This window comes from Rhodoferax koreense (genome assembly GCF_001955695.1).
GTDB classification, from domain to species: domain Bacteria; phylum Pseudomonadota; class Gammaproteobacteria; order Burkholderiales; family Burkholderiaceae_C; genus Rhodoferax_B; species Rhodoferax_B koreensis.
In genome coordinates this window covers 1,806,445-1,818,959 of record NZ_CP019236.1, presented here as the reverse complement: position 1 = coordinate 1,818,959, position 12,515 = coordinate 1,806,445, and the positions used below count along the sequence as shown (strand labels likewise).

Here is a 12,515-nt window from a genome sequence, read left to right as displayed (position 1 = left end):
TTCCGAGGAAAAGAACCATGAAATTTCGCCCCCTCCAGTCGTTTGTCCCCCTGCTGGCCTTGCTCCTGGCTGCGACCCTCGCGCCCCGTTTCGCGTCGGCCGGAGCCGTGCTCGACCGGGTCAGGGCGCAGGGCAGCGTGCGGGTCTGCATCTGGCCCGATTACTATGGCATCACCTTCCGCAATCCACGCACCGAGCAGCTCACCGGCATCGATATCGATCTGTCGGCCGCGCTGGCCGGCGATCTCAAGCTGCGCATCGAGTATGTGGATTCGTCCTTCGCCACGCTGGTGGCCGATCTGCGCGGTGACCGCTGCGACGTGGCGATGTTCGCGGTCGGCATGCTGCCGCAACGCATGGAACAACTCCGATTCACCCAGCCGTACATGCACAGCGACATCTATGCCGTCTCCACCAAAAGCAATGCCGTGGTGAAGACCTGGGAAGACATCGACAAGCCGGGCGTTCAGGTCGCGGTGCAGGCCGGCACCTTCATGGAGCCGGTGATGGCACAGTCGCTCAGGCACGCCCAGCTGGTTACTGTCAGGCCGCCCAACACGCGTGAACGGGAGCTGGAATCGGGCCGTGTCGATGTCTTCATGACCGACTACCCCTACAGCCGGCGGCTGCTCGACAACGCCGACTGGGCCCGGTTGATCTCGCCCAGCCGGCCTTTCCACGTCATGCCGTACGCCTATGCCGTGCGCCCGGGCGACGACGCCTGGCTGGCGGTGATGGACGATTTCGTGCGACGCATCAAGGCCGATGGCCGCTTGGCCGCGGCAGGCCAGAAACATGGGCTTGGCGAGATCGTGTCGCGTTGAGGGACAGCATGGCGAAAAACTTCACCACCTCGACCACGCCATCCCCGCCCGAGGCGGGACGCATCGCGAGCCGGTGGGCCATTCCCATCGGCGTTTTCCTGGCCCTGTTGGTGGTGGCGCTGGTGGCCTGGGCGGCCTGGAGCGACCGCGGCGCGGGCATTGCCGCGGAGACGAGCCAGAACGAGCTGCTGGCCCGCGTGCTGGAAGAACAGGTCACACGCGACATCGAGAACGCCGCCACCGCGCTGGCGACGCTGGCCGAACTGCCTGGTGTTGCCGAGGCCGCCCAACGCCCGGGGCAGGTCAATCCTGCGCTGTCGCAAATGCTGCTCGGCATGCCCTTCATCCGCGCCATGGCCGTGCTCGACAGGCAAGGCCGTGTGCTCGACGCCACCCAGCCCGCGGAGCTGGGGCTGGTGATCGAGATGCAGCGCCTGGGCCCTTGGCCTTCGGCCGGTCGCGACGCGATCGGCCCCTTCGTGCCGACACGGGGCCTGTCGGGACTGCAGCGCGGAAATACCGCACGTACACCGCCGGGCGTGGGTTTCATCCCGATCCTGAGGACCGTGTCCAACGGCACCGCGCCGCCAACGTTGCTCGTGGCGCTGGTCAACCCCGATTCCTTCGCCAACTACCAGCGGCAGACGCTGGGCGATGCCGGACGGCGTGCGGTCGTCGCGTCCTACGCAGGCATGGTCCTGGCGAGTTCCACCGACATGCCCGCGCTGGCCGGCCGCAGCGTCGGCAACCTGCCCGTGTTCCGCCACTTCCTGCCGGAAAGGGAATTCGCGAGCTACGTCGGCAAAGGCACCGGCGGCGATGCGCAAATCGTGGCATTCCGCGTGTCGCGCACCCGGCCGATCGTGGTGCTGGTGGAGTTGCCGATGAATGCCGCACTCGCGCACTGGTTCGACAGCGTCAAGGGTTTCGCCGTGGCCGGCGCCGTTGCACTGGCCCTGATCCTGGGGCTGACCCTGACGGTCTGGCGCAGCCTGCGTGCGCGCGAATCGGCGCGCCGGCTCACGTTCGAGGCCCAGGCCCGCGTGACCCGCAGCGAGCACGAACTGGCCGTGCTCATGAAAAGCGTGCAGGAGCTGATCTTCCGCACCGATGCGGCCGGACTCATCACCTTCGTCAACGCGCGCTGGCTGGCCCTGCGCGGCACGGACGTGCGCTCGGCCATCGGCCACGCGCTGCACGACATCGTCGAGCCCGACTCGCGCCAGGCCGTGCGCGCCCTCTTCCGCAAGGAGGGCCAGGAAGGCGTGCGAACGGCTCAGGCGAGGCTGTGCACGGCCGACGGCACGGCGTTGCGCTTCGACGTCGCCGTGGTCCCGCTGCTGTCCCAAGGCGTCTTGGTGGGATATGCCGGCAGCGCGGTCGACGTGACAGAACGCTGGAATGCCGAACACCAGCTCCAGACGCAGCTGGCACTCAATGCCCAGCTGCTGGAACTCAATCCGCTGCCGATCGCGATGACGGACATCCGCGGGCGGCTGCTGCTGGTCAACCGGGCCTGGGAGGAGTTCGAGGGTGTGCCGCGCGGCGACGCCATCGGTCGCTCCCTGGCCATGGTGGTGGACAAGGCACAGGCGCGCATGCACGAGGAGGCCGACCGCAGGCTCATGACACAAGGCGGCAGCACCCGCTTCGAAACCCGGCTGCGGGCGCGCGGCAGCAGCTGGCGCGATACGCGCGTGCTCAAGGCCCTGGTACCCGACGGCGACGGCAACGCCAGCGGCATCCTCAGTGTGTTGATGGACATCAGCGAGTTCCGTGAAGCCGAACGGGCCACCCGCGAAGCCCATGACGCGGCCGAGGAAGCCGCCCGTGCCAAGACCGAGTTCGTGAGCAACATGAGCCATGAACTGCGCACACCGCTGCAATCCATCATCGGCTTCTCGGAGCTCGGCAAGACGCGGGTGCGTGATCCGGCACGGCAGTCCGCGATGTTCGAGGACATCCACGCCGCCGGCCAGCGCATGCTGGCACTGGTCAACGACCTGCTCGACGTCGCCAAGATCGAGAGCAGCGTGGGCACCTTCCACCTGGAACGCATCGACCTGCGCGGCACCGTACGCGGCGTTCTGCGCGAAATGGAACCGCTGGTACTGGCCAAGCGCCTGGAACTGCGGCTGGCGCTGCCCGACGTGCCGCTGATCGGCAAGGCCGACCCCGCGCGGTTCCAGCAGGTGATCCGCAATGTGATCGCCAATGCGGTCAAGTTCTCCCCCGCCGATGGCGTCATCACCGTGTCGGGCGAGGTCTCGGAGGACCACGACCTGCATTTCTGCGTGCGCGACCAGGGCCCCGGCATTCCCGCCGACGAGATCGACCGTATCTTCGACGCCTTCGTGCAGTCGAGCGCCACCAAGGACGGCTCGGGCGGCACCGGCCTCGGCCTGGCGATCTGCCGCAAGATCGTGGAACTGCATGGCGGGCGCATCTATGCCCAGTCGCTGCCCGGCGGCGGATCGGCCTTCCACATCCACATGCCCATGCGCGCCAGCCTGGCGGAGACCGTGCCGGCCGCACTGTAGCCCTTCGCCATGCCGTCCCCGTCGTAACGCGGCGACCAGCGTATGGCCCCTGGCAGACCCGAATCGCTGCTTTCTGGGTGCGTCCTAGGTGTTACCACTCACCTGAAATTGCAAGGAAATGTGGTCGATTGTGGACATTCAACTTACACTTTGTGCAAGTGAATGTTTTGTTCCGTCACACTTGGTCCACACTTTCCCATCCCGACTGCGAGACCATTGCCAGCCCGAGCCGAAGATAAAAGCGGCGCCGAAGCAACGGATTCGACTCGAACGCCAGCCAATGGCGCCCAACAGGTGAACAACATGCGCGCGCGTATTCTCGTGATCGAAGACAACGCCGCCAACCTCGAATTGGCGCGGTACCTTCTTTGCGCAGCCGGTCACGAAGTGCTGGCGGCCACCGACGGCCATGCCGGCCTCCTGCTCGCGCAGCAACAACATCCCGATCTCGTCATCAGCGACCTGCAGATGCCGGGGCTGGACGGCTATGCGCTGCTGTCGGCCCTGCAGCAGGATCCGGGCTGCCAACACATTCCAGTCCTGGCACTCACGGCTTCGTCCATGCCGGGCGACAGGGAAACGGTGATCCGGGCGGGTTTCCGGGCCTATATGTCCAAACCCATCGAGCCGGAGATGTTCGTCGGCGAAATCGAATCCCTGCTGGAGCCGGCCAAGCCACGCGCCCCTCCCAGAGCGAGCTGAACGGACACCGCCGTGGCCAAGGTCCTGGTGGTCGACGACGTCGCAGAAAATCGCGAACTCATCGTGATGCTCATGCGGTACGCGCAACATGAGGCGCTCGAGGCGAGGGATGGCGAGGAGGCGCTGGCGCTGGCACACACCCACCGTCCCGACCTGGTCATCTGCGACATCCTCATGCCCAAGATGGACGGGTATGCCTTCGCGCGAAGACTGCGTGAGGAGCCCGCGCTGTCCACGACGGAGATCATCTTCTACACCGCCACCTTCATGGAGAAGGAAGCCGCCGTTCTTGCCGCCGGCTGCGGTGTCTCGCATGTGCTGCACAAGCCCTGCGAACCCGAGGAGGTGCTGCGGGTGGTGGCGCAGGTGCTGGAGAATGCGTGCCGGCCCGCCGCTGTAGTGCCCCGCGTCGATGCGGATTTCGACCGCGACCACTTGCGCCTGGTCACCGACAAGCTCATCGTCAAGGCAGAAGAACTGGAGCGCGCCAACCAGCGGCTCGCGGCCCTGACCGAGCTGGCGATGCAGCTGGCGTCCGAGCGTGATCCGCAGGTTCTGCTGGACAAGTTCTGCCAAGGCGTGCGGGTTCTGTTCGATGCGCGAGGCGCCGTACTGGCCATACGGGACAGGGGCCACGCGCAGAAGGTGCATCTCACCGTCGCAGGCCTGGCGGCGGAGGAACAGGCATCGGTCCGCTCCCTGCCGGTCGATGCCGCCACAGCCGATGCATCGCTGCGCGGTCGACGGGCCATGCGCTTCGAGCCAGGTGCGGGACATGCGGCGCTGCGCCAGGCCGTACAAGCCGTTCTCCCGCGGGTGACCAGCGGCCTGCTCGCGCCGGTGGCCTCTTTGCACCATGGCTATGGCTGGGTCCTTTTGCTCGACAAGGCCGCGATGGCCGGATTCTCCACCGACGACGAGCACACCCTCGCAGTGCAGGCCGCACAGACCGGGCGCATCTACGAAAACGGTTGGCTCTACGCCAGGGTGCAGCACCAGCTTGGCCAGCTGCAGGCCCAGACCACGGAGCGGGAGCGCGCGGACGAATTGCTGCGGCTGGACCATGCCGTGGCGCTGGCACTGGCTTCTTCGGACGATGTCGGTCAGGGCCTGCGCTCGGTGCTGCGGGCGGTATGCCAGTCGCAGGCATGGGAACTGGGGCGCTACTGGCAGGTCGACGAAGCGCGCAACCTGCTGAAGCTGACGATGCTGTGGAGTCCGCCCGGGCAGTTGTCGGCGGACTTTCTGGCGGCCGTGCAAAGCGCCGACGTGCGTCGCCCAGGCGAAGGCCTCGCCGGCAACGTCTGGCAGCAGGGCTTGCCGCTGTGGATCGCCGACCTGCGCTGCGAGCCCCGCGTGGCCAGCAGGACGTCCATCGCCGAGGGCCTGCGATGCGCAAGCCTTTTCCCGGTGTTCGACGCCGAACGTCCCATCGGCGTGTTGTCGTTTCTCAGTCGCTCCTCGCGGCCACGCGATGAACGGCTGCAGGCGTCGGGCCAGGCCATTGCGAATCAGTTGGGCCAGTATCTGCAGCGACGTCGGGCCGAGGCCGCCTTGCTCGCCTCGGAACGCTTTGCGCGCTCCACACTGGACTCGCTGTCGGAGCACATCTGCGTGCTCGATCAAGATGGCGTGATCGTCGCCGTCAACCGGGCCTGGCGTGAATCCGTCGAAAACGACGCGCAGGCGGCCCTGCGCCCATCCGAAGGGACGAACTACCTGAACACCTGCGAACAGGCCGCCGATGCGCGGGCACCCGAAGCCGGTTCGCTGGCCGCAGGGATCCGCGAAGTGCTGCTGGGCAGCAGGCACACCTTCGCGATGGAGTACCGCTGCGACAGCCGGACGCAGCGGCGCTGGTTCCTGGCGCGGATTTCTCGCTTCTCCGGCGAGGGCCCGTTGCGCGTCGTCGTGGCCCACGAGGACATTTCCGAGGGGAAGCGGGCGGAGGAGCGCATCCGACGCCTGCATCGCGTCTCCAGCGTGATGAGCGACATCAACGCGCTGATCGTCCGTGCGCCGCACCGTGACGAACTGTTCCGCGAGGCCTGCCGCATTTCGGTGCACACCGGGCGCTTCAAGACCGCATGGATCGGCCTGTTCGATGGTGATCACTGGCACCTGGACATCGTGGCCCGGTTCGACGACGGCACCGCGGCCGACCATTTCGAAGCGGTGCGCGAGTCCATCCACCGGCACTTGAGAGATCGCGACATGCGGCTGCAGCGTCTGGTGCTGCACGGCGAGACGGTCGTCGAAAACGACATCGCGACCAGCGTCTGGCTGACCGCACCCGCGCAGGCATCGGTGCTGGCCGCCGGCTCCCGCTCCCTTGCCCTGCTGCCGCTCATCGTGTCCAAACGCACGGCAGGCATGCTCGTGCTGCATGCGGGTGAAGCCGATTTCTTCGATGCCAGGGAGATACGGCTGCTCGAGGAACTGGCCAACGACATCGCCTTTGCGATGGACCACATCGCCCAGTCCGACAAGCTGAACCGGCTTGCCTACTACGATGTGTTGACCGGCCAGGCGAATGCGATGCTGTTCCAGGAACGCCTCGGGCGGTATGTGGCGGGCGCGCAGGAAAAGCAGGAAATGCTGGCACTGGTGATCCTCGACATCGAACGCTTCAAGGCGATCAATGACAGCCTGGGCCGCCGTATCGGCGACGAGGTGCTGCGCGAGGTGGCGCGGCGGATCGTTCATGCCGTGGAAGACGCCACGCGAATGGCGCGTGTCGGCGCCGATCAGTTTGCCATGGTTTTTCCCAATGCCACCGAAGGATATGGGATCGCGCGCGTGCTGCAGGACTTCTACCGAAGCAGCTTCGATGCGCCGGTGGTCTGCGGCGCGCAGGCCCTGCACATCTCGGCTCGCATCGGCATTGCGTTGTGTCCCGCCGACGGCACGACCGCTGAAACCCTGTACCTCAACGCCGAGGCGGCACTCAAGCGGGCCAAGGCCTCGCCGGACCGCATGAGCTTCTACGATGCGCGGATGGCTGCCAGCATCGCCGAGAAGGTGGCCCTGGAAAACAAGCTGCGCGAGGCGCTGGCGCGAGGTCGCTTCGTGCTGCACTACCAGCCCAAGGCAGAAGCCGCCAGGCGGCACATCGAAAGCGTCGAGGCCCTCATCCGTTGGCAGGACCCCGAGTTCGGGCTGGTGCCTCCCGCTCGCTTCATCCCGCTGCTGGAAGAAACCGGGCTCATCGTCGAGGTCGGCGCATGGGCATTGCGGCAGGCCGTGCTGGACCGGCAGTATTGGCTCGGCTTGGGCCTCGCCGCACCACGCATTGCGGTCAACGTCTCGGCCGTGCAGTTGCGCAAGGTCGATTTCGTCGCCACCGTGGAACTGGCCCTGGCCACAGGTGGCGCCGATCCCGGCATCGACCTCGAAATCACCGAAAGCGCGGCGATGGAGAACATCGAGGACACCATTCTCAAATTGAAGACCTTGCGTGGCCTGGGCGTCGACATCGCCATCGACGACTTCGGCACCGGTTACTCGTCGCTGGCCTACCTGGCCAAGTTGCCGGTGCAGGTGCTGAAGATCGATCGGGCCTTCGTCATGACCATGAACGAAGACCCGAACCAGATGACACTGGTCACCACCATGGTGTCGCTGGCGCATGCGCTGGGCATGAAAGTGGTGGCCGAAGGTGTGGAGACGGAAGCACAGGCGCAGACGCTGTTGCAGCTGCGTTGCGATCAACTCCAGGGCTACCTGATCAGCAGGCCGGTGCCTGCCGAGGCCCTGGCCGCAATGCTGGCGAGGCGAATCGAAGACATGGCCTGATCGGCAAGATCGCAGCGGGTTCGTGTCCAGCGCACGGCGAAAGCACGGCACGCTCTCCTGAGATCGCAAAAGCTTGAGACAGGTCATGGCCGCAGGACCCGGGCTGACGCACAGTGGCGGCATCATCCAGAACCGCGCTGACATGCCATCCATCTCACACCTCGCGCCCCTTGCGGGCCTTGCGTCACCTCGCCCGGCACCCGCTCGCCGCCAGGCCATCGCGGTACCGACCGAAGACCTGCTGCGCCGCCTGGACGTACCCGGCCCGCGCTACACCTCCTATCCCACCGCAGACCGGTTCTCCGACGGCGACGGCGCGGAGCCGTTCCTGCGCGCCCTGGAACAACGCCGAGGCCGGGCCGGACCGAGCCTGCCGCTACCGCTGTCGCTCTACGTGCACATCCCTTTCTGCGAATCGCTTTGCCACTACTGCGCCTGCAACAAGATCATCACCCGGCGCCATGAATTGGCACGGCCCTACCTGGACGACCTGCGCAAGGAAGCCGGGCTCTACGTCGAGCGGATCGGTCGCGGTCAGGTGGTCTCGCAACTGCACCTGGGCGGCGGCAGCCCGACATTCTTCAGCGACGAGGAACTGGCCGAACTGATAGCCATGCTGCGCGAGCATTTCACGCTGCCCGCCGAAGGCGAGTACGCCATCGAAGTCGATCCGCGCACGGTCGATGCCGCGCGGCTGCGCCGCCTGGCGGACATTGGCTTCAACCGCCTGAGCCTGGGCGTGCAGGATTTCGATCCGGCCGTGCAGAGGGCCGTGCATCGCGTGCAGCCACTGGCGCAGGTCACCGGCCTGATGCAGGCGGCGCGTGCCATCGGCTTCGACTCCATCAATGTCGACCTGATCTACGGCCTGCCGCTGCAGACGCCGGATTCGTTCGCCCGCACCCTGGCACAGGTCACGGCGCTCAGGCCCGACCGGGTGGCGCTCTATGGCTATGCGCACCTGCCCGAACGCTTCAAGGCACAGAGGCGCATCGCCGACCATGCGCTGCCCGGCGGCCCCGCCCGCGTGAGGATGCTTGCCGCCGCGATGGCTGCCTTCGAGCAGGCCGGCTACGTGTACATCGGGATGGACCATTTCGCCCTGCCGGAGGATGCGCTGGCCCGGGCCAAGCGCCAGGGCCGGCTGCACCGCAACTTCCAGGGCTACAGCACGCAGCCCGACAGCGATCTCATCGCGCTCGGTGTGTCGGCCATCGGCCGTGTCGGCGCCAGCTACGGGCAGAACGCCAAGACGCTGGAAGCCTACCGCCAGGCCCTCGCCGAAAACCGGCTGCCCATCGAGCGCGGGCTGGGATTGACCCGCGACGACCTGGTGCGGCGCGCGGTGATCATGGCGCTGATGTGCCAGGGCTGCGTGGATTTCGAATCGGTGGAACTCGGGCACCTCATCGACTTCCGCAGCTACTTCGCTGCGGAACTGCAGGTGCTGGCAGGCTTCGCGGCGGAAGGCCTGGTCGACATCGACCTCGGCGCGGGCGTGGTGCAGGTCACGCCGACCGGCTGGTTCGTGGTGCGCGCCATCGCCATGGTGTTCGATCACTACCTGCGGACACCTCGCAGCGGTTCGCAGTTCTCGCGCATCGCCTGAACCCGAACGCCCCGGGCGGGGCGTTCGTCTCCAGCCCGGCGTCTCAGAAGCGCCGGCCGATGCCGATGCCGATCAGCCAGGGATCGACCTTGAAGGTGCCGACCTGGGCGCCGGCAGAACTCACGTCGGTGTGGATCTTCACCTTCTTCACGTCGAAGTTGAAATAGGTGTTCTTCGCGAACTCATAGTCGAAGCCAGCCTGCAGGGCCAGGCCGAAGCTGTTCTTGCTGAGCGAGGGGTCCAGCGCGGCTTGCACGGCCGGCGAGAACTTGACCGAGGAGAAACGCGTGTAGTTCAGGCCAGCGCCGAGGTAGGGCTTGAACTTGCCCAGGTCCGCGAAGTGATACTGCAGCGTGAGTGTCGGCGGCAGATGCTTGAGTGAGCCGATGTCCGAGCCGCCTGCGCGCACGGTCTGCTTCTGCGGATAAGTGAGCACCAGTTCCGTCGCCCATGCGGGAGTGAAGAAATAAGTGAAGTCCACCTCGGGCAGGACCTTGTTGTTGATCGACAGGTCGAGGCCGGTCGAGTCCTTGTTGGCGCTGTCCAGGTTCACCGCGCGCACACGCACCAGCCAGGGGGTTTCCTGCGCGCCTGCGTCCATTGCCGTGAAGCCCATTGCCGCCACGGCCAGAAGGGCGGCGGCCTTCGTATTCAGTCTTGACATTTTGATCCTTTGAAAGAGCCCAATCGCTCTCAAGGATTGGACGCTTTACAGGTCCGACGGACCTTGTGCGGGATCAATCAAGACGCAGTCAGCGGCACGTTGGCCACTTGCTCAGACGCAGCAAGCGGCCTTGGTGCGGCATCGGCACCGGTGTCGTCCAGGTTTCCGACACGCCGCAGGCCGGCGGTGGAAAGGATCTGGATCTGGCGCTGCTTCACCAGCAGGATGCCTTCGGCCGCGAACCTGGAAAACGTGCGACTGACCGTCTCCAGCGTCAGCCCCAGATAGCTGCCGATGTCCTCGCGCGTCATGCGCAGCACCAGTTCCGTCTGTGCAAATCCGCGCGCATGCAGCCGCTGCACGAGGTTCAACAGGAAGGTGGCCACGCGCTCGTCCGCGGACATGGCGCCGAGCAACAGCATGACGCCCTGATCCCGCACGATCTCTCGCCCCAGAAGCCGATGGATGTGGTGTTGCAGCGAGGGGATGTCGCGTGAGAGTTCTTCCATGCGGTTGAACGGCATCTTGCACACCTGGGCATCCTCCAGCGCAACCGCGTCGCAGCTGTGCCGGCCCCCCACAATGCCGTCGAACCCGATCACCTCTCCGGCCATCTGAAAACCCGTGACCTGCACGCGCCCGTCCGGCGTGCCGATGCTGGTCTTGAAATGGCCCAGCCGGATGGCATACAGCGATTCGAAGACATCGCCCTGACGGTAGAGAAACTCGCCGCGTCGGATGGCATGCCGCTTGTCGATCACCTTGTCGATGCGTTTCATGTCGCCGGGATCCAGCCTCGGAGGCAGGCAGACATCGACGAGTTCACAGTTGGCGCAACGGACTTGGTTCTTGGGTAGATGGCTCATGGGTGTTTCTTGATGCAGCACAGACATTCTGTGCACTACCGGAAACACCGGTTTGATCTGGGTCAACGCGGGCGGTGTCGGCGCCATGGCGGCGGAGTGCCGCGGCGGCGACCAGGCCCAGGGCCACGAGCGCGAGGGAGCGAGTAACCCAAAGCGTTGAAGCAACCGGTCTGTGTAGACCCGTCAGGAACCAGGTTGAAGTCTTGCCCCGTGTTGATGCGCAACAGTGATAGATTCCTTCAGTTTTCCGCGGCTAAGCCAAAACTGGCCCTGGCAAAGAATCAACAAGTTACGTATTTTTACATAACAAGCTGTTAAGTTTTCCGTGAAATTTCTCACATCGGGAGATGGCGTGCTTTCAGCAGCGGGTCGCGCTTACCCAACGAAAATGGGCCCGACATTTTCATGTCGGGCCCATTGATTCAATGAATTTCTATGGTCGGTGTGAAAGGATTCGAACCTTCGACCCCTTGCACCCCATGCAAGTGCGCTACCAGGCTGCGCCACACACCGATCAAGCCCTGAATTATAACCCGCTCAATCGGCCTCAAGCAGCAGATCGCGAATTTCGACCAGTTCGCGGCGCAGCCAGGACACCTGCGCACTGGCGATGGCGCCATCGCCCTCGGTCAGCGCCTCGGGGTCGGGGAAGCTGTCGCCGATCAGTTCTTCCTCCTGGTCCAGACCTTCCAGCACCACAACGCCTACGCCGTCGAGCATGACCTCGCCGTTGCGCCGCTTGTCGCGTTCGCCCTGCACGATCTCCTGCAGCTTGTTGCGGGCACCGCTGATGGTGAAGCCTTGGTCGTACAGAAGGTCGCGGATGCGACGGATCATCAGCACCTCGTGGTGCTGGTAGTAACGCCTGTTGCCGCGCCGTTTCATGGGACGAAGCTGCGTGAATTCCTGCTCCCAGTACCTGAGCACGTGTGGCTTGACACCGCACAAGTCGCCCACTTCCCCGATGGTGAAGTAGCGTTTGGCCGGAATCGAAGGGAGAGAATTTCCCATTGAAATCAATGTTGTTTTGGCGGAACCTTTGAGGTTACTCCAAGTGGCCAAAGGCGCAAAGCGCAAGGGGAGGCAGGAAAAAAGAAAAGCACGTGCAAATGCACGGATGCGCCGCCTCCTGCGCGGCAGGCGCCCGCCGGCACGGGCGTTCAGCCCTGGATCTGCTCTTTGAGCTTGTGGCTCGCGTGGAAGGTGACGACGCGGCGGGCCTCAATGGCCACCGCCTCGCCCGTGCGCGGGTTGCGGCCGGGTCGCGGCGCCTTCACACGGATCTGGAAGTTGCCGAAACCCGAGATCTTCACGTCGGTGCCGTCGACCAGGCTGTTGGTGACGAGATCGAAAAACGCGTCCACCATGTCCTTCGACTCGCGTTTGTTCAGGCCGATCTGCTCGAACAGCAGGTCGGCGAGTTGCGCCTTCGTCAGCGCCGGGGTCTCCAGACTTTCAACCGTAATTTCCAAGACGTCCTCCCTGCTTGATGTGTTGGTGACAGCGTACTGGGCC

At 65.2% G+C, this 12,515-nt stretch carries 9 protein-coding genes and 1 tRNA gene; 5 read left to right on the top strand and 5 right to left on the bottom strand.

What is annotated here, in order from left to right; translation table 11 throughout:
* Positions 1–17 precede the first annotated feature (17 nt).
* The 5 genes from RD110_RS08575 to hemN all read left to right on the top strand — a co-directional run bounded on the left by RD110_RS08575 (position 18) and on the right by hemN (position 9,470).
* Positions 18–824, top strand: coding sequence for an ABC transporter substrate-binding protein (locus tag RD110_RS08575; protein ID WP_076198557.1), 807 nt, complete (start codon positions 18–20; stop codon positions 822–824).
* A gap of 8 nt (positions 825–832) precedes the next feature.
* Positions 833–3,364: an ATP-binding protein gene (locus tag RD110_RS08570; RefSeq protein WP_083686160.1), complete on the top strand. Its 2,532-nt coding sequence runs from the start codon at positions 833–835 to the stop codon at positions 3,362–3,364.
* A 303-nt stretch (positions 3,365–3,667) separates the two neighbouring features.
* Entirely contained in the window at positions 3,668–4,066 is a 399-nt protein-coding gene (locus tag RD110_RS08565; RefSeq protein WP_076204651.1) for a response regulator, read from the top strand.
* A gap of 12 nt (positions 4,067–4,078) precedes the next feature.
* Positions 4,079–7,861 (top strand): EAL domain-containing protein, encoded by a 3,783-nt coding sequence (locus RD110_RS08560; RefSeq protein ID WP_076198555.1) that lies wholly within the window; start codon positions 4,079–4,081, stop codon positions 7,859–7,861.
* Between the two features lie 217 nt (positions 7,862–8,078).
* Positions 8,079–9,470, top strand: a complete 1,392-nt coding sequence (hemN, locus tag RD110_RS08555; protein ID WP_076204649.1) for an oxygen-independent coproporphyrinogen III oxidase — start codon at positions 8,079–8,081, stop codon at positions 9,468–9,470.
* Between the two features lie 43 nt (positions 9,471–9,513).
* Here the strand turns inward: hemN and RD110_RS08550 are convergent, their stop codons facing one another.
* From RD110_RS08550 to RD110_RS08530, 5 genes are all read right to left on the bottom strand, one after another.
* Positions 9,514–10,134, bottom strand: a complete 621-nt coding sequence (locus RD110_RS08550) for an OmpW/AlkL family protein (RefSeq protein WP_076198553.1) — start codon at positions 10,132–10,134, stop codon at positions 9,514–9,516.
* A 77-nt stretch (positions 10,135–10,211) separates the two neighbouring features.
* Positions 10,212–11,000 carry a fumarate/nitrate reduction transcriptional regulator Fnr gene (fnr, locus tag RD110_RS08545; RefSeq protein ID WP_083686159.1) on the bottom strand — a complete coding sequence of 263 codons (789 nt, stop codon included), beginning with the start codon at positions 10,998–11,000 and terminating at the stop codon, positions 10,212–10,214.
* Positions 11,001–11,436: 436 nt separating this feature from the next.
* A tRNA-Pro gene (locus RD110_RS08540) sits at positions 11,437–11,513 on the bottom strand.
* A gap of 24 nt (positions 11,514–11,537) precedes the next feature.
* On the bottom strand, positions 11,538–12,011 hold the full coding sequence (locus RD110_RS08535) for a MerR family transcriptional regulator (RefSeq protein WP_076198549.1): 474 nt from the start codon (positions 12,009–12,011) through the stop codon (positions 11,538–11,540).
* A gap of 149 nt (positions 12,012–12,160) precedes the next feature.
* Entirely contained in the window at positions 12,161–12,472 is a 312-nt protein-coding gene (locus RD110_RS08530) for an integration host factor subunit alpha (RefSeq protein ID WP_076198547.1), read from the bottom strand.
* Positions 12,473–12,515 lie beyond the last annotated feature (43 nt).

Excerpts from the sequence above, each read along its gene's own strand:
- RD110_RS08570 (WP_083686160.1), top strand. The coding sequence starts at position 833 with ATGGCGAAAAACTTCACCACCTCGACCACGCCATCCCCGCCCGAGGCG.
- fnr (WP_083686159.1), bottom strand. The coding sequence starts at position 11,000 with ATGAGCCATCTACCCAAGAACCAAGTCCGTTGCGCCAACTGTGAACTC.
- RD110_RS08565 (WP_076204651.1), top strand. The coding sequence starts at position 3,668 with ATGCGCGCGCGTATTCTCGTGATCGAAGACAACGCCGCCAACCTCGAA.
- RD110_RS08575 (WP_076198557.1), top strand. The coding sequence starts at position 18 with ATGAAATTTCGCCCCCTCCAGTCGTTTGTCCCCCTGCTGGCCTTGCTC.
- RD110_RS08535 (WP_076198549.1), bottom strand. The coding sequence starts at position 12,011 with ATGGGAAATTCTCTCCCTTCGATTCCGGCCAAACGCTACTTCACCATC.
- RD110_RS08550 (WP_076198553.1), bottom strand. The coding sequence starts at position 10,134 with ATGTCAAGACTGAATACGAAGGCCGCCGCCCTTCTGGCCGTGGCGGCA.